Annotated in this window: 15 protein-coding genes; 9 read left to right on the top strand and 6 right to left on the bottom strand. The window is 65.2% G+C overall.

The features are described from left to right. Positions 1–8: 8 nt before the first annotated feature. The 9 genes from hisG to AC1POX_RS10200 all read left to right on the top strand — a co-directional run bounded on the left by hisG (position 9) and on the right by AC1POX_RS10200 (position 8,903). Positions 9–923 (top strand): ATP phosphoribosyltransferase, encoded by a 915-nt coding sequence (gene hisG, locus AC1POX_RS10160; RefSeq protein WP_011347184.1) that lies wholly within the window; start codon positions 9–11, stop codon positions 921–923. After that, a complete protein-coding gene (hisD, locus tag AC1POX_RS10165) occupies positions 920–2,215 on the top strand; it encodes a histidinol dehydrogenase (RefSeq protein ID WP_011347185.1) in 1,296 nt (431 codons plus the stop codon). Before hisG ends, hisD begins: the two co-directional genes overlap by 4 nt. Continuing rightward, on the top strand, positions 2,212–3,303 hold the full coding sequence (hisC, locus tag AC1POX_RS10170; RefSeq protein ID WP_031422399.1) for a histidinol-phosphate transaminase: 1,092 nt from the start codon (positions 2,212–2,214) through the stop codon (positions 3,301–3,303). Before hisD ends, hisC begins: the two co-directional genes overlap by 4 nt. Beyond that, on the top strand, positions 3,300–4,427 hold the full coding sequence (gene hisB / locus AC1POX_RS10175) for a bifunctional histidinol-phosphatase/imidazoleglycerol-phosphate dehydratase HisB (RefSeq protein WP_031422401.1): 1,128 nt from the start codon (positions 3,300–3,302) through the stop codon (positions 4,425–4,427). Before hisC ends, hisB begins: the two co-directional genes overlap by 4 nt. After that, positions 4,424–5,026 (top strand): imidazole glycerol phosphate synthase subunit HisH, encoded by a 603-nt coding sequence (gene hisH, locus AC1POX_RS10180; RefSeq protein ID WP_011347188.1) that lies wholly within the window; start codon positions 4,424–4,426, stop codon positions 5,024–5,026. The genes hisB and hisH overlap by 4 nt, the downstream gene beginning before the upstream one ends. Beyond that, entirely contained in the window at positions 5,023–5,757 is a 735-nt protein-coding gene (hisA, locus tag AC1POX_RS10185) for a 1-(5-phosphoribosyl)-5-[(5-phosphoribosylamino)methylideneamino]imidazole-4-carboxamide isomerase (RefSeq protein WP_014090048.1), read from the top strand. Before hisH ends, hisA begins: the two co-directional genes overlap by 4 nt. Then, positions 5,751–6,527 (top strand): imidazole glycerol phosphate synthase subunit HisF, encoded by a 777-nt coding sequence (gene hisF / locus AC1POX_RS10190; protein ID WP_008571446.1) that lies wholly within the window; start codon positions 5,751–5,753, stop codon positions 6,525–6,527. Before hisA ends, hisF begins: the two co-directional genes overlap by 7 nt. Continuing rightward, positions 6,517–7,137, top strand: coding sequence for a bifunctional phosphoribosyl-AMP cyclohydrolase/phosphoribosyl-ATP diphosphatase HisIE (gene hisIE / locus AC1POX_RS10195; protein ID WP_011347190.1), 621 nt, complete (start codon positions 6,517–6,519; stop codon positions 7,135–7,137). Before hisF ends, hisIE begins: the two co-directional genes overlap by 11 nt. A 179-nt stretch (positions 7,138–7,316) precedes the next feature. Beyond that, positions 7,317–8,903, top strand: a complete 1,587-nt coding sequence (locus tag AC1POX_RS10200) for a calcineurin-like phosphoesterase C-terminal domain-containing protein (protein ID WP_127167848.1) — start codon at positions 7,317–7,319, stop codon at positions 8,901–8,903. Between the two features lie 461 nt (positions 8,904–9,364). On the opposite strand, the gene AC1POX_RS10205 is transcribed toward AC1POX_RS10200, so the two are convergent. From AC1POX_RS10205 to AC1POX_RS10230, 6 genes are all read right to left on the bottom strand, one after another. After that, positions 9,365–10,441, bottom strand: coding sequence for a C13 family peptidase (locus AC1POX_RS10205; RefSeq protein WP_218532372.1), 1,077 nt, complete (start codon positions 10,439–10,441; stop codon positions 9,365–9,367). Between the two features lie 184 nt (positions 10,442–10,625). Continuing rightward, positions 10,626–11,324: an acireductone synthase gene (mtnC, locus tag AC1POX_RS10210; RefSeq protein ID WP_008571450.1), complete on the bottom strand. Its 699-nt coding sequence runs from the start codon at positions 11,322–11,324 to the stop codon at positions 10,626–10,628. Between the two features lie 2 nt (positions 11,325–11,326). Continuing rightward, on the bottom strand, positions 11,327–11,893 hold the full coding sequence (locus AC1POX_RS10215) for a 1,2-dihydroxy-3-keto-5-methylthiopentene dioxygenase (RefSeq protein ID WP_057680758.1): 567 nt from the start codon (positions 11,891–11,893) through the stop codon (positions 11,327–11,329). Between the two features lie 35 nt (positions 11,894–11,928). Continuing rightward, positions 11,929–12,582, bottom strand: coding sequence for a methylthioribulose 1-phosphate dehydratase (locus AC1POX_RS10220; protein ID WP_029819274.1), 654 nt, complete (start codon positions 12,580–12,582; stop codon positions 11,929–11,931). A gap of 89 nt (positions 12,583–12,671) precedes the next feature. Further along, positions 12,672–14,102: an amino acid permease gene (locus AC1POX_RS10225; protein ID WP_008571455.1), complete on the bottom strand. Its 1,431-nt coding sequence runs from the start codon at positions 14,100–14,102 to the stop codon at positions 12,672–12,674. A 76-nt stretch (positions 14,103–14,178) separates the two neighbouring features. Then, the gene (locus tag AC1POX_RS10230) at positions 14,179–15,651 is read right to left on the bottom strand and encodes an amino acid permease (RefSeq protein ID WP_057680757.1); all 1,473 of its coding nucleotides are present in this window, start codon (positions 15,649–15,651) and stop codon (positions 14,179–14,181) included. Positions 15,652–15,776: the final 125 nt, after the last annotated feature.

Below are 15,776 nucleotides of genomic sequence, written 5' to 3' on the forward strand. Positions count from 1 at the left end.
AGAACGAGATGAGTGCTTCCACGGCAGCGCCGGCACGTGACCGGCTGCGTATCGCCATCCAGAAGAGCGGCCGCCTGGCCGAGCCGGCGCGCAGCCTGCTGGCTGCCTGCGGGCTGAGCTGGCGGCAGAGCCGCGACAAGCTGTTCTGCTACGGCGAATCGTTGCCGGTGGACCTGCTGCTGGTGCGCGACGACGACATCCCCGGCCTGATCGCCGATGGCGTCTGCGATCTGGGCATCGTCGGCCAGAACGAACTGGAAGAGCAGGCCGCCGAGCGTCGCCGCAACGGCTTGCCGGCTGCCTATCACGCCGTGCGTGGGGTCGGCTTCGGCCAGTGCCGCCTGATGCTCGCCGTGCCGGAAGAATGGGACTGGCACGGCGTGGGGCAACTGGCGGGCAAGCGTATCGCCACCAGCTACCCGGCGATCCTGGCCGATTGGCTGGAGCGGCAGGGCATCGACGCGACGGTGGTGGAGTTGTCCGGTTCGGTGGAAATCGCACCGCGCCTGGGCACTGCCGATCTGATCTGCGATCTGGTCTCCAGCGGCGCCACCCTGGCCGCCAACCAGCTCAAGCCGGTCGAACTGGTGATGGAAAGCGAAGCAGTGCTGGCCGGCGCGGTGCGCGAGCCGGCCGATGCGCGTGCCGGCCTGCTGGCAATGCTGCTGCGGCGCATGGACGGCGTACTCAAATTGCGCGACAGCAAGCTGCTGATGTTCCGCGCCGAGCAGACCAATGTCGATGCGCTGCGCCGCCTGCTGCCTGACGCCGACCCGCTGGTGCAGTTGCCCGACGATGGCAACGGCGCGCTGCGCTTGCAGACCATGTGCCATGGCGCGGTGACCTGGCAGCGCCTGGAAGAACTCGAACGCGCAGGTGCGCAAGGCTTGATGGTGTTGACGGTGGAGCGCTCGCTGGCATGAAGATTCTCGATTGGTCCCAACTCGACGGTGCCGCGCGAACCGATGCACTGACTCGCCCGGTACAGACCGTGGCCACGCAGACGCGCGACGCAGTGGCTGCATTGATTGCCGATGTGCGTGCACGCGGCGATGCCGCCTTGCGCGAGATCACCGCGCGTTTCGATGGCGTATCGCTGGAGAGCTTCGCCGTGAGCGAAGCCGACTTCGCTGCCGCCGAAGCGGCCGTGGCGCCGGAGCTGCGCCAGGCCATGCAAGATGCGGTCGCACGCATCGACGCCTTCCACCGCGCCGGCATGAGCGAGGGCTATGCGGTGGAAACCGCGCCCGGCGTGGTGTGCGAAAAGATCGTGCGGCCGATCGGACGTGTGGGTCTGTACGTGCCGGCAGGCAGCGCGCCGTTGCCATCAACCGCCTTGATGCTGGGTGTGCCGGCGCGTCTGGCCGGATGCCGCGAGGTGGTGTTGTGCACGCCGCCGCGCAAGGACGGCAGCGTGGACCCGGCGGTGCTGGTGGCCGCGCAACTCACCGGCGTGCGCCGCGTGTTCAAGCTCGGTGGCGCGCAGGCGATCGCGGCGATGGCGTATGGCACCGAGTCGGTACCCAGTTGCGACAAGCTGTTCGGCCCGGGCAATAGCTATGTCACCGAAGCCAAGCAGCAGGTGGCCCAGTCCGGAGCGGCGGCGATCGACATGCCGGCCGGCCCCTCGGAGGTCTTGGTGATCGCCGATGCGGGCGCGCAGCCGGCCTTCGTGGCTGCTGATCTGTTGTCGCAGGCCGAACACGGGCCCGATTCGCAGGTGCTGTTGCTGTCCGACAGCGACGGGTTGATCGATGCGGTGCAAGTACAGCTGGAAGTTCAGCTTGCGCAACTGTCGCGTGCCGACATCGCGCGCCAGGCGCTGGCGCAATCGCGGATGATCAAGGTGCAGGCGCTGGATGAGGCGTTTGCGATCAGTAATCGCTATGCGCCGGAGCACCTGATTCTTGCGCTGCGCGAACCGCGCGCGTGGCTGGCGCAAGTCGAAGCGGCCGGTTCGGTGTTTCTTGGCGATTACACGCCCGAAGCGCTTGGCGACTACTGCAGCGGCACCAATCATGTGCTGCCGACCAGCGGTGCGGCGCGCGCCTACAGCGGGGTGAGTGTGGCCAGCTTCCAGAATATGGTCAGCGTGCAGGCAGCCAGCAAGGCCGGCATCGACGGCATCGGTCAATGCGCATTGATCCTTGCCCGCGCTGAGGGGCTGGATGCGCATGCCAACGCGGTGGCGCTGCGCATGGGAGTGGCGGCATGAGCGCGTCGTCGATTCTGGATCTGGTACGCGAAGATCTGCGTGCATTTGCGGGCTATTCGTCGGCGCGCACCAGTGCGTTGCAGGGCGATGTGTGGCTCAACGCCAACGAGTCCGCGTGGGCGAATCCCGCCGATCCCGACGCCAGCACGCGGCGCTATCCCGACCCGCAACCCAGGGGCCTGCGCAGCGCGCTTGCGGCGCTGTACGGTTGCGCGCCGGAGCAGCTGTTGATCGGCCGCGGCAGCGACGAGGCGATCGATCTGCTGGTACGCGGCCTGTGCGTGCCAGAGCGCGATGCAGTGCTGGTGACGCCGCCGGTATTCGGCATGTACGCGGTGTGCGCGCGGTTGCAGAACGCACCGTTGGTGGACGTGCCGCTGGTCGATGGGCCAGATGGTTTCCATGCAGATATCCCTGCAATAGTGGCGAGGGCATTGGCCTCGAACGCCAAGCTGGTGTTTCTGTGTTCGCCATCCAATCCCGCTGGTTCGGCCATTGCGCTAGACCAGATCGAACAAGCGCTGCAGGCCTTGCAAGGCAAGGCGCTGGTGGTGGTGGACGAGGCCTATGGCGAATTTTCCGATGTGCCTTCGGCGGTCGGTCTGCTCGGGCGTTACGACAATCTCGCGGTGTTGCGTACGCTTTCCAAGGCGCATGCGCTGGCGGCGGCGCGTATCGGCACACTGATCGCCAATGCCGAGTTGATTGCCCTGCTGCGCCGCTGCCAAGCGCCGTACCCGGTGCCCACACCATGTGCAGCCATGGCCGAGCAGGCCTTGTCTGCGCCGGCGCTGGAGGTGACCCGCCGGCGTATCGCCGAGGTGCGCAGTGAGCGCGAGCGCGTGCACGAGGCGCTCGCGCAGCTGGCCGGTGTGCGGCAGGTCTATCCCTCGCAAGGCAACTTCTTGTTGGTGCGTTTCGATGATGCCGAGGCGGCGTTCCAGGCGTTGCTCGATGCCGGTGTGGTGGTGCGTGATCAACGCGCAGTGCCGCGCCTGGCCGACGCGCTGCGCATCACGCTGGGCACGCACGAACAGAACCAACGCGTGCTGAGCGCGCTGCAACGCACGCAGGAGGCCGCCGCATGACCCCGATTCTTTTTGTCGACCGCGACGGCACGCTGATCACCGAGCCGGCCGACTACCAGATCGACGCGTACGAGAAACTGCGCTTTGTCGATCACGTGATTCCGGCGATGCTCAAGCTGCGCGATGCCGGCTATCAGTTCGTCATTGTCAGCAACCAGGATGGGCTGGGCAGCGAGAGCTACCCACGCGCGTCCTTCGACGGCCCGAACAACCTGATGCTGCAGATCTTCGCCAGCCAGGGCATCGAATTCCGCGACGTGCTGATCGATTGCAGCTGGCCTGCCGACAATGCGCCCACGCGCAAGCCCGGTATCGGCCTGATGGTGCCGTATCTGCAGGACCGCAGCATCGATTGGGCACGCTCGGCGATGGTGGGCGACCGCATCACCGACATCCAGTTCGCGCACAACCTCAACATTCGCGGGTTTCAGCTGCGCACCGACGAGTTCGGCGGCGAGTGGGACTGGCCCGGCATCGCCCATGAACTGGCCGACGCACCGCGTCGCGCGGTGGTCCAGCGCAACACCAAGGAAACCAGGATTCGCGTCGAACTGGATCTGGATCGCGTGGCCGAACCGAAGACCGCCACCGGTCTGCCGTTCTTCGACCACATGCTGGAACAAATCGGCAAGCACGGCGGCTTTGCGCTGGAGATCCGGGCCGAAGGCGATCTGCATATCGATGAGCACCACACCATCGAAGACACCGGCCTTGCGCTGGGTCAGGCGCTGCGTGAAGCGCTGGGCGACAAGCGTGGCATCGGCCGCTATGGCTTCGATCCGGAAAGCAGCCCCTGGCGCGTCGCCGGCGACAAGGCGCAGCATGGCTTCACGTTGCCGATGGACGAAACCATCGCAAGCGCGGCGCTGGATTTCAGCGGCCGGCCGTATTTCGTCTTCGACGGCGAGTTCAAGCGCGAGCGCGTCGGCGACATGCCGACCGAGCTGGTGCCGCATTTTTTCCGCTCGATCTGCGATGCGTCCGGCTTGAATCTGCATCTGACCGTGCGCGGTGAGAACGATCACCACAAGGTGGAAGCCTGCTTCAAGGCCCTGGCGCGTGCATTACGCCAGGCGATCCGCCGCGAAGGCACCGCGTTGCCGACCACCAAGGGTGCGCTATGACCGATGTTGCGTTGATCGATGCCGGTGGCGCCAACCTGGGCTCGGTGCGCTATGCATTGGAGCGCTTGGGCGTGGACGCACGCGTGGTGCGCGATGCGGCAGGTCTGCACGGCGCACAGCGCGTGATCCTGCCCGGCGTCGGTGCTGCGCCAGAAGCGATGTCGCGTCTGCGCACGCAGGGCTTGGTCGAGCCGTTGCGCGCGCTGCAGGTGCCGTTGATCGGTATCTGCCTGGGGATGCAACTGCTGTTCGAACATTCCGAAGAAGGCGATGTCGAGTGCCTGGGCCTGCTGCCGGGCATCGTACGGCATATGACGCCGGCACTCGGTATCCGTGTGCCGCACATGGGCTGGAACCAGCTGGTGCCGATGCGCGAATCTGCGTTGCTGGCCGGTCTGCCCGAGCGCGCCAGTGCGTATTTCGTGCATGGTTACGCTGCGCCGGTGACCGCCGACACCGTGGCCGCCTGCGATCACGGCGGGTTGTTCACTGCCGTCGTGCAGAACGGGCTGCGCTGCGGCGCGCAATTTCACCCTGAGCGTTCGGCCGACACCGGTGCACGCATCCTGCGCAATTTTCTTGAGATGAGCTTCCCATGAGTTTCACCGTTTACCCGGCGCTGGATATCCGCAACGGCCGCGTGGTGCGCCTGCTGCAAGGCGATTACGCGCGCGAGACGCAGTACGGCGACGACGTGCTGCCGCGTGCGCAGGCGTTCGCCGATGCCGGTGCGCAGTGGATGCATCTGGTCGATCTGGATGCGGCCAAGGCGGGCGGCTACACCTTGGCCGGCACGCTCGGCGAGATCGCGCGTGCCACCGGCTTGCGCGTGCAGACCGGCGGCGGTGTGCGCTCGCGCGAGGATGTGGCGCGCATTCTCGATGCCGGCGCCGCACGCGTGGTGATTGGCTCGTTGGCAGTGCGCAACAGCGAGATGGTGGTTGGCTGGCTGCAGGAATTCGGTGCCGACCGCCTGACCATTGCACTGGACACGCGCCAGGATGCCAGTGGCATCTGGCAGTTGCCGGTGCACGGCTGGACCGAAACTGCAGACGCTACGCTGGATCAATTGGCCGTGCGCTACGCGCAGGCCGGGCTGCAGCATCTGCTGTGCACCGACATCGCGCGCGACGGCATGCTGTCCGGCCCCAACATGGCGCTGTATGCGCATCTACGCGCGCTGACGCCGCAGTTGCAGGTGCAGGTCTCCGGTGGCGCGCGCAATCTTGCCGATGTCGCCGCGGCCAAGGCCGCAGGCTGTGCCGGCATCGTGCTCGGCAAGGCGCTGCTCGAAGGGCATCTGGATCTCGAAGAGGCACTGGCATGCTGAGCCGTCGCATCATTCCGTGCCTGGACGTGCGCGATGGCCGCGTGGTCAAGGGCGTCAAGTTCCGCGACCACATCGACATGGGCGACATTGTCGAGCTGGCCTTGCGCTACCGTGCGCAGGGCGCCGACGAACTGGTGTTCTACGACATCGGTGCCAGCCCGGAAGGGCGTTCGGTCGACTACACCTGGGTCGAGCGAGTGGCACGGCTGATCGATATTCCGTTCTGCGTGGCCGGAGGTATTGGCGATGTGGAAACGGCCCGAGCGGTATTGCATGCCGGCGCCGACAAGATTTCCATCAACTCGCCCGCGTTAGGCCGCCCGCAATTGATTTCCGAACTGGCCGATGCCTTTGGCGTGCAATGTGTCGTGGTCGGCATCGATTCGATTCGTGAGGAAGATGGTCAATGGCGCGTGCGCCGCTACACCGGCGACCCGAGCAAGACCCAGGCGTTGCCGATGCGTACACTGGACTGGGTGGCCGAAGCGCAGCGGCTCGGCGCGGGCGAGATCGTGCTCAATTGCATGGATAACGACGGCGTGCGCCGCGGGTACGATATCGCCCAACTGCGCCAGGTGCGTGCGTTGTGCCGGGTGCCTCTGATCGCTTCCGGCGGTGCAGGCGAGATGCAGCACTTTGCCGACGTCTTCGACCAGGCCGATGTGGATGGCGCACTGGCCGCCAGCGTGTTTCACAGCGGCGCGATTCCGATCCCGGAACTCAAGCGATTCTTGCGCGCGCAACAGATCGAGGTACGCGATGGGCAGTAACGAAGTGGCGACGGGCGACGCGCTCGCAACGCTGGATTGGAGCAAGGGCGATGGCCTGTTGCCGGTGATCGTGCAGGACGCCGACACCCTGCGCGTGCTGATGCTGGGCTACATGAATGTCGAAGCGTTGGCCGTCACCCGGCAGCGCGGTGACGTCACGTTCTTCAGCCGCAGCAAGCAGCGCCTGTGGACCAAGGGTGAGAGTTCGGGAAACGTGTTGCGCGTGGTGTCGATCCAGACCGACTGCGACGCCGACACATTGCTGGTGCAGGCGCGCCCGCATGGTCCGACCTGTCACCTGGGCCGCACCAGCTGTTTCCCGTCTGCGCCCGGGCAGTTCCTGGGTAGCCTGGATGCCCTGGTGGCCGAGCGCGAGCGCGAGCGGCCGCACGGTAGCTACACCACCAAGCTGTTCGAACAAGGCATCCGCCGCATCGCGCAGAAGGTGGGCGAGGAGGGCGTGGAAACCGCGCTGGCCGGCGTGGTGCAGGACGATGACGCGTTGCTCGGCGAATCGGCCGATCTGCTCTACCACCTGATCGTGCTGCTGCGCGCACGTGGGCTGGGCCTTGGCGATGCGGTGGCGTTACTGGAGTCGCGGCATCAATAACGTAGCCGCGTAGCAGCGCGCCCGGGCGCGATTGGCGTCCTTGGTAACGCCCCTTCGCGCCCCTTCGCGCCCCGGTGCGCTCCTACGGATATGCGGTCATGCCTTCCAACCTGAGTACTCGCGCTGTGCGCCTGGCGATGGCATGTACAATTTCCGCGGATCTTCGCGCGGGAAAACGCATGCAACCTCGCTTCGCTTTGTTGGCACTGGGCTTGCTCGCGGGAAGCGCATACGCGCGCGACACCGCGGTCGATGGCATCGTCTACGAAGAACGCGACGGGCGCGCCGGCCGCAGCGCCGATGAGCCGGGGGTGGCCGATGTGGCGGTTTCCAATGGCGAGCAGATCGTGCGTACCGATGCGCAGGGCCGCTACCGCCTGCCGGTACGCGACGGGCAGACGGTATTCGTGATCAAGCCGGGCGACCGCCGCTTTTTGCCCGCCGCCGATGGCCTGCCTGCATTCTGGCGCCACTACGCACCGCGTGGCTCGGCCAAGCATCAATACGGCGGTGTCGCCGCGACCGGCCGCAACACGCACAACTGGGATTTCGCGCTGACGCCACGCGCAGACACCGCGGCCGATGGCTTCCAGATGCTGGTGTTTGCCGACAGCCAGACCGCCAGCCTTGCCGACGTTGGCTACTACCAGCGCGACATCGTGGAACCGATCATCGGCAAGACCTCCGCAAGGCTGGGCACCACGCTGGGTGACATCGTCAGCGACGATCTGAGCTTGTACCCGGCCTTGAACAAGGTCACCACGCAGCTGGGCGTGCCGTGGTTCCATGTGCCGGGCAACCACGATCTCAACCTGGACGCGCACGACGATGCGCAGTCGCTCGACAGCTGGCACGCAGTCTACGGCCCGGACACCTATGCGGTGGAAGAAGCCAATGCCAGCTTCGTGTTCCTGGACGATGTGATCTATACGCCGGGCGGCAGGCAGGCCTACATCGGTGGCCTGCGCGACGATCAATTCGCGTTCCTGCAGAATTACCTGGCGCAGCTGCCACGCGACCGGCTATTGGTGCTGGGCATGCATATCCACCTGTTCGATGCAGTGCCGGGGCAGGAAACCTTTCGGCATGCCGATCGCCGCCGCCTGTTCGCATTGCTGAAAGAATTTCCGCATGTGTTGGTGCTCAGTGGTCATAGCCACACCCAGCGCCAGGTGGATCACGGTGCCGACGAGGGCTGGCAGGGTGCACGACCGTTGCACGAATACAACGTGGGTGCGGCCTGCGGCGCGTTCTGGTCGGGCGCCAAGGATGCCGACGGCATTCCCGATGCGACGATGAGCGATGGCACTCCCAATGGCTATGCGGTGCTGCAGGTTGCGCCCAGCGGTAGCTACACGCTGGCTTATCACGCTGCGCGCGCGGCCGACGATGCGCAATTGCTGCTGCACGCGCCCAAGGTACTGCGCAAGGGCGCGTATGCGGCGTGGGGCGTCTACGCCAATGTTTTCATGGGCCAGGACGACACCGTGGTCGAGATGCGCATCGATAACGGCCCATGGCAGCCGATGAAGCGGGTAGAGCGCGGCGATCCGCGTGTGCTGGCAGAGAATGTGCGTGATGATGCGGCCGACGCGTTGCGCGGTTACGACCGCTCGCCGGAGGCCACGCCGTCCACGCATCTCTGGCGCGGTGCATTGCCGACCACCCTGGCGGTGGGCGAACACACCGTCCAGGTGCGCGCAAACCTACCCACCGGGCAGTACAACGCCAGCACCGTGTATCGCCTGCAAACTGCTGAGCCCTGAGGCGGTTAACGATGTCGGTCGTCCAACGCCGCCCTTCTCGCACCGGGAGAGGGTGCCCCAAAGGGATGGATGAGGGTGCACACAGTGCCTGACATCGCCCAATACTGGGGTTGGGGTATCTCGCGCCAAGAAAATCTAGATCGCACCAAGCGATTGCTGGTGACGTTGTGTAGCGGCTCTTGAGCAACGATACGGAACCATGTCGTCGTGATCTCGGCACGGACAGAAGCGCGGCTGCGATAGCGCGACGTTGAAGCATGTGTCAGCTGCGCAGCAGTCTCCTGATCGCCACAAACACAAACGCCTCCACAAGGGAGGCGTTTTGGGATCCGGGCTGGCAGGCGTTGGCGCGCTGGCGAAGATCGTGCTGGCTGGCGGTTGCTGGCTGGCTGGCCGGGCGAGTGTAGCGAGGCCCGGTTGGTGCTGACGAAATGAGAATTAGTCTCAGCACCCGCTCTGGGTTATCGATTGGATGCTGCAGGTGCAGCTGGGAGCGTGCTTGAGGGCTTTGCGGTTGCCGGGGTATTCGAACGCGGCACGTCGCTCACCGGCGCAGCGTCCGCTGAGTCGGTTGAATCCACGCCCTGGTCCGACGCGGCATCCATCTCCACCGGCGGATACGGATACGCCACCGCCGGCCCCAGATGCACGCCCGCACGCCAACGCGCCAGCACCGGCGCGATGCGCTTGCCCAGCGATTGCTGCGGCAACGAGGGGAGCTCGCCTTCCTGCTTCTCGCGTGCGGTGAGGGCGGCCTTGGCAATGTCGAATGCGGCCAAAGGGTCGTCGCTCTGGTTCATCGCATCGATCAACCATGCCTGCCCGAAATAGGTGGCGTTGGAGGTATTGCCGCAGCCGAACGAGGGCCGGTCGGCACGTGCAGCGGTGAGGATCAGCGTTTGCGGCGAACGCAGTGCGGGAATGAAACCTCCCGAATAGCAGGCCGACAGCACGATGATGCGATTGTCGATGCCGGCATCGTCCAGCGCCTGGCGCAGATCCTGCGGGCTGATGAAATCCTCTTCCTTGTCGTCGACCTGCACGTACAGGCTGTGGTCTTCGGTACCGTGGGTGGTGACGAACAGCAACAGCGCGTCTTCCTTGCGATCCATGCGCTTGCCGATCGCGGCCAGCGTGTCGTAGAGATTGTCGTAGGTTGCCAGCGGAGCGTATGGATGCTCGCCCAGATTGTCCGGGTTGTTGACCAGCGTGACCACGCGCCCGCGCGCATCGAAGCGTTGCTCGAACAGCTGTTTGAGGTAGAGCGTCTCGTTGCGGAAGACATCGTCGCTGGCATCGCCGGCAAAACCGACCACGTACAGATCGGTGACGCCGGGGCGCTGCGGTTGCAACGCTTTCAATGCGTGCGCCAGAGCGGCCTGATCGACCGGATCGCCTGCATCGTGGCTCTCGGCAGGCTGGGCCTGCAGCGCAGCACCAGCGTCCGGATGGCAGCCGGCCATCAACGCCACCACGACGATCAGCGTGGAAAGTCGTCGCCATACTGCATGTGGTGCGAAAGGGGAAGGCAGCGACATGGCGCGCGCAGAAGTCCAGGAAAGACGGGTGGGGTGGCCGAGCGCGGTGCCCGCAGTGCAGGCCATTATCCCGTCAGATAGCTGCATGCGGCGCGTCGCAGCCGGAGCATATCAGCGGCCTGCGCGGCGCCAACCACCGATTGCGCTCAAACGGCAACGAGCGCAATCGGCTTGCAGATCGTGCTTACAGCACCAACTGGCTAAAACTCTCCACACGCTGGTGACTGCCGACATCGTCGGCCGAACGCGGCGTGGGATAGTCCTCCCGGCGGTCCAGTAGCGCGGTGCGCATGCCGGCACGCTTGGCGGCATCGAGCTCTTCGATCACATCCGACAGGAACAGGATCTCCGGTCCCGGCACGCCAATGCGCTCGGCGATGCGGCGATAGCTGGCGCTTTCGCGCTTGGGGCCGACTTCGGTGTCGAACCAGTCGGTGATCAGTCCGCTCAGGTCGCCCGCGTCGCTGTGCGCAAAGAACAGTTTCTGCGCCGGCACCGAGCCGGACGAATACACATACAGCGGAATGCCTGCTGCGTGCCAGGCTTTCAACTGGATCGCCGCATCGGCGTAGATATGCGCAGTGAAGTCGGCCGTCTTGTAGCCGTCGCCCCAGATCAGGCCCTGCAAGGCCTTGAGCGCGGTGTGCTTGCGGTCCTCGTCGATCCAGGTCTGCAGCGTGGTGATCAGCACCTCGTCCGGCACGTCCTCGCCGATTTCATCGGCCACCTGGTTGAGCCAATGGCGCACCTGCGGATGATTGCCGTGTTCGCGCACGTAGGCCGGCATGGCGCGGCGCGCATACGGGAACAAGACGTCCTTGACGAACGAAATGCTGCTGGTCGTACCTTCGATATCGGTGAGGATCGCTTGCGGTCGTGTCATCGTCAGCTGGCCTTGTGAGGTTTCTCGGGGGCGTAGCGGGGGAATTGTTTGGCGATTTCGGTGCCGGTGAAATGTCCGACCCAGCCGTCCGGCTCGGTGAAGAAGCGGATCGCCACAAAGTGCGGTTCCGGCCCCATGTCGAACCAGTGCAGGGTGCCGTCAGGCACGGCAATCAGGTCGTCCTTGACGCATTCGATCTCATAAACCTTGGCATCGACGTGCAGCGTGAACAGGCCTGAGCCGGCGACGAAGAACCGTACCTCGTCTTCCTTGTGGAAGTGCTCGTCCAGAAACTTGGCGCGCATTTCTTCGCGCTTGGGGTTGTCCGGCGCGATGCTGACCACGTCCACGGTCTTGAAGCCGCGCTCGGCGCTGATGCGATCGATATCGGCACGGTAGGCGTCCATCACCTGCTCGGGCGTGGCGCCCGGTTCGACCGGCACGCTGGCATGCCAGCGTTCGAAGGTCACGCCAATCTTCTGCAACTGAGCGGCGATCGCATCGCCGTCGCGGCTATCAAACTCGGGAGTGGCGGGATTGGTGTCGGCAAAGATACGCAGTCGGCTCATGGCGGTCTGGCTCACGAATGGGGGACGGACAGTACTCAGCGCGTGCCGCGCAGTTTCAGCAGTTCGAGTTCGCAATGCAGCAGGAATTCGAACGCTTCCAGGTGACGACGTGCCTCGGCCATGTTGCGGCCCCAGGCATACAGGCCGTGTCCTTCGATGAGATACCCCCACATGCTCTGTTTGTCCAGCAAGGCATCGACCTGCGCGGCCAGCACCTGCATGTCCTGGGTATTGGCGAACACCGGCACTTCCACTGCGGTTTCGTGGGTGGTGTTGCCATCGAAGGCCTTGAGCAATTCGTAGCCTTCGAGCCGAATCACACCGCTGCCTGCATACAGGCGGGAGGCAATCGTCTGCACCGGCGAGTGCGTATGCAGCACGCAACCGATCTCCGGAAACCGGCGATACAGCTGGGTGTGCAGCAGGGTTTCGGCAGACGGGCGCAACGGGCGGCCGACGGCCAGGCCATCGAAGTCCACCACCATGATGTCTTCTTCGACCAGGCGACCCTTGTCGCGGCCGGAGACGGTGATGGCCGCGTGCTGTTCGTCCAGACGGTGGGAGAAATTGCTGCTGGTCGCAGGCGTCCAGCCGGCATGGGCCAGCTCGCGGATATTGGCGATCAGCAGGTGCGCCAGCTCGTGCAGACGCGTGGTGCTGTAGGGCAGGGGGGCAGTGGTCGCATTCATGGACCTATTCTACTGCGCCCCCGGTGCATGGGCAGGTGCAGCGCAGCAGGCATCGTCCTGCCGCGCCAGACGCCCGATCATGCGTGGGCTCAGCGGCCGTCGCGCAGACGGCTGTGGCGATACCCATAGCCGAAGTAGATCACCAGCCCGACCAGCGTCCACAGGCCCATCAGCATCCAGTTGTGCAGCGTCATCGCCGATAGCAGCGCAAGGCAGCTCAACACGCCGGCGCTGCAGATCAGCCAGGCGGCCGGCATGCGGAACGGACGCGGCAGTTCCGGGTGCGTGCGACGCAGGATCAGCACGCCGGCGCAGACCGCCGCGAAGGCGATCAGGGTGCCCATCGACGTCAATTCGCCCAGCACATCCAGCGGGAACACCGCTGCCAGCAGTGCGATGCCGACACCGGTGATGACGGTATTGACATGCGGGGTGCGGTACTTGGGGTGGATGCGGGTGAAGATCGAGGGCAGCAGGCCATCGCGCGCAATGATCATGAAGATGCGCGGCTGCCCGATGATCATCACCAGCACCACCGACGATAGCCCGATCAACGCGCCCACTTCCACGACCACGCGCAACCAGGCCAGCTGCGGGTGCGCCGCCACCGCGGTCACCACCGGCTCGTCGGTGCCGAGCAGGGTGTACGGCACCAAGCCGGTCATGACCGCCGCCATCGCGATGTAGAGCACGGTGCAGATCACCAGCGACAGGATCATGCCGATCGGCAGGTCGCGTTGCGGGCGATGCGATTCCTGCGCCGCCACCGACACCGCTTCGAAGCCGATATAGGCGAAGAACACCATCGCTGCGCCGCGCAGCACGCCTTCCATGCCGTACTTGCCCGGGCCTTCGTTGGCCGGGATGAACGGCTGCCAGTTGGAGGTGTCCACGTATTTCCAGCCCACCGCGATCACCAGCAGGATCAAGCCCGTCTTGAGGATCACCATGGCCATGTTCATTGCCGACGACTTGCGGATGCCGACATAGCACAGCCAGGTCAGCAGCAGCACGATCCCGGCCGCCGGCAGGTTGGCGATCGCCCCGGTGGGTTGCAATTTGCCATCCAGCGGCGCGCTGACGAATGCGGCCGGCAGGTGGATGTCGAAATGCTCGAGCAGGCTCAAGAAGTAGCCGGTCCAGCTGACCGCCACTGCCGAGGCGGACACGCCGTATTCCAGCACCAGCATCCAGCCGATGAACCACGCGGCCAGCTCGCCGAAGGTGGCGTAGGTGTAGGTGTAGGCGCTGCCGGAGACCGGCACCATCGCAGCGAATTCGGCGTAGGCCATCGCACAGAACGCACAGCACACCGCTGCGAGCACGAACGAGAGCATGATCGCCGGGCCGGCATGGTCGGCCGCCGCCTGGCCGGTGATGACGAAGATGCCGCCGCCGATCACCGCGCCGATTCCCAGGGCGGTCAGCCCCCAGGGGCCAAGCGCGCGTTGCAGGCCCAGCCCGTCGGCCGCCTCATGGCTGGCGTGCGGGTGTTTGGTGGCCCAAAGTTGTTTGAACATGAAGCGGTTCCGGCTTGGCGCTACGCGCGGTCATTGAACAAGAAGACCGGCGTCGCGCGCCGGTCTTGAGAGAAGCTTAGGCCCGTTTCGCGAGGCGACTGTGGTGGATGCCGTAGCCGAAGTAGATCGCCAGGCCAATCACGGTCCAGCCCACGAACACCTTCCAGTGTTCCTGGAAGGCCTGGAAGAACAGGAACAGACAGGCCAACGCGCCCAGGGGGCAGATCACCATCGCCAGCGGCACCCGGAACGGGCGCGGCAGGTCGGGCTTGGTGAAGCGCAGCACCAGCACGCCGGCGCAGACCGTGGCGAAGGCGAGCAGGGTACCCATCGAGACGAGTTCGCCCAGCACGTTCAACGGGATCACCCCGGCCAGCAGCGCGGCGACCACGCCCACGAACAGCGTGCCGACGTAAGGCGTGCGGAATTTCGGGTGCACCTTGCCGAACAGCTTGGGCATCAGCCCATCCTTGGCCATGGTGTAGAAGATGCGCGGCTGCGCCATCAGCATCACCAGCACCACCGACGACAAGCCGGCAATGGCACCGATTTCCACCGCGGTCTTGAGCCAGGTCAGTTGCGGGTGGGCTTCCAGCGCGGTGGCCACCGGCTTGGCGGTGCCGAGCTGGGTATAGGGCAGCAGGCCGGTCAGCACCGCGCAGACGATGATGTAGATGACGGTGCAGATGGCCAACGACACCAGGATGCCGATCGGCATGTTCTTCTGCGGATCCTTGGTTTCGCCGGCCGAGGTGGAAACCGCGTCGAAGCCGATGTAGGAGAAGAACACGATGGACGCGGCGCGAAACACCCCGTCCCAGCCGAACTGGCCAGGGCCGGTGTTTTCCGGGATGAAGGGGTGCCAGTTCGCCGGGTCGATATAGGAAATGCCAAAGCCCACGAACAGGCAGATCACCACGACCTTGATCGCCACCACGATCGCGTTGGCGAACGCCGACTGGGTGACGCCGACGTAGCACAGGATGCTCACCGCCGCGACGATCAGCACGGCCGGCAGGTTGACCAGATTCCCGGAGCTGACAAAGCCGTGGCCGTCCCAGGCCAGCGGCGCACCCGCCAACTCTGCGGGGAACGGCAACCCCAGGGTGCCGGTGATGAAGCTGATCAGGTAGGCAGACCAGCCGACGGCAACGCTGGACCCGGCGAACAGGTATTCCAGCACCAGACACCAGCCGATGAACCAGGCGATGCCTTCGCCGAGCGTGGCGTATGAATACGAATAGGCGCTGCCGGAGACCGGCATCATCGCGGCGAATTCGGCGTAGCACAGGCCGGCGAAGGCGCAGGCGATACCGGCGAACACGAACGACAGCATCACCGCCGGGCCGGCGTGATTGGCCGCGGCCTGGCCGGTCAGCACGAAGATGCCGGCGCCGATCACCGCGCCGATACCGAGCATGATCAGATGCTTGGCTGTGAGGGTCCGCTGCAGCGTCGCTTCGCCTTGCAGGCTGCCTTCGACCGGTTCGCCTGCATCGACGTGGCCAGCGGGCTCGATCGGTTTGACCCTCAACAGAGACTTCAGCATTCGGTACATCCCTAAGTGGCAAAGCTTGAAGGCGCGGGCGCCCGGACGAATTGGTGCGCCGCATCCCGGTGGGACAGGCAAGCGGCCTACCTTGCCAAAGCTACACGCTCACGACAAGCGCGTAC

Source organism: Xanthomonas sp. NCPPB 3442, assembly GCF_056725145.1.

Excerpts from the sequence above, each read along its gene's own strand:
- hisG (WP_011347184.1), top strand. The coding sequence starts at position 9 with ATGAGTGCTTCCACGGCAGCGCCGGCACGTGACCGGCTGCGTATCGCC.
- hisD (WP_011347185.1), top strand. The coding sequence starts at position 920 with ATGAAGATTCTCGATTGGTCCCAACTCGACGGTGCCGCGCGAACCGAT.
- hisC (WP_031422399.1), top strand. The coding sequence starts at position 2,212 with ATGAGCGCGTCGTCGATTCTGGATCTGGTACGCGAAGATCTGCGTGCA.
- hisB (WP_031422401.1), top strand. The coding sequence starts at position 3,300 with ATGACCCCGATTCTTTTTGTCGACCGCGACGGCACGCTGATCACCGAG.
- hisH (WP_011347188.1), top strand. The coding sequence starts at position 4,424 with ATGACCGATGTTGCGTTGATCGATGCCGGTGGCGCCAACCTGGGCTCG.
- hisA (WP_014090048.1), top strand. The coding sequence starts at position 5,023 with ATGAGTTTCACCGTTTACCCGGCGCTGGATATCCGCAACGGCCGCGTG.
- hisF (WP_008571446.1), top strand. The coding sequence starts at position 5,751 with ATGCTGAGCCGTCGCATCATTCCGTGCCTGGACGTGCGCGATGGCCGC.
- hisIE (WP_011347190.1), top strand. The coding sequence starts at position 6,517 with ATGGGCAGTAACGAAGTGGCGACGGGCGACGCGCTCGCAACGCTGGAT.
- AC1POX_RS10200 (WP_127167848.1), top strand. The coding sequence starts at position 7,317 with ATGCAACCTCGCTTCGCTTTGTTGGCACTGGGCTTGCTCGCGGGAAGC.
- AC1POX_RS10205 (WP_218532372.1), bottom strand. The coding sequence starts at position 10,441 with ATGTCGCTGCCTTCCCCTTTCGCACCACATGCAGTATGGCGACGACTT.
- mtnC (WP_008571450.1), bottom strand. The coding sequence starts at position 11,324 with ATGACACGACCGCAAGCGATCCTCACCGATATCGAAGGTACGACCAGC.
- AC1POX_RS10215 (WP_057680758.1), bottom strand. The coding sequence starts at position 11,893 with ATGAGCCGACTGCGTATCTTTGCCGACACCAATCCCGCCACTCCCGAG.
- AC1POX_RS10220 (WP_029819274.1), bottom strand. The coding sequence starts at position 12,582 with ATGAATGCGACCACTGCCCCCCTGCCCTACAGCACCACGCGTCTGCAC.
- AC1POX_RS10225 (WP_008571455.1), bottom strand. The coding sequence starts at position 14,102 with ATGTTCAAACAACTTTGGGCCACCAAACACCCGCACGCCAGCCATGAG.
- AC1POX_RS10230 (WP_057680757.1), bottom strand. The coding sequence starts at position 15,651 with ATGCTGAAGTCTCTGTTGAGGGTCAAACCGATCGAGCCCGCTGGCCAC.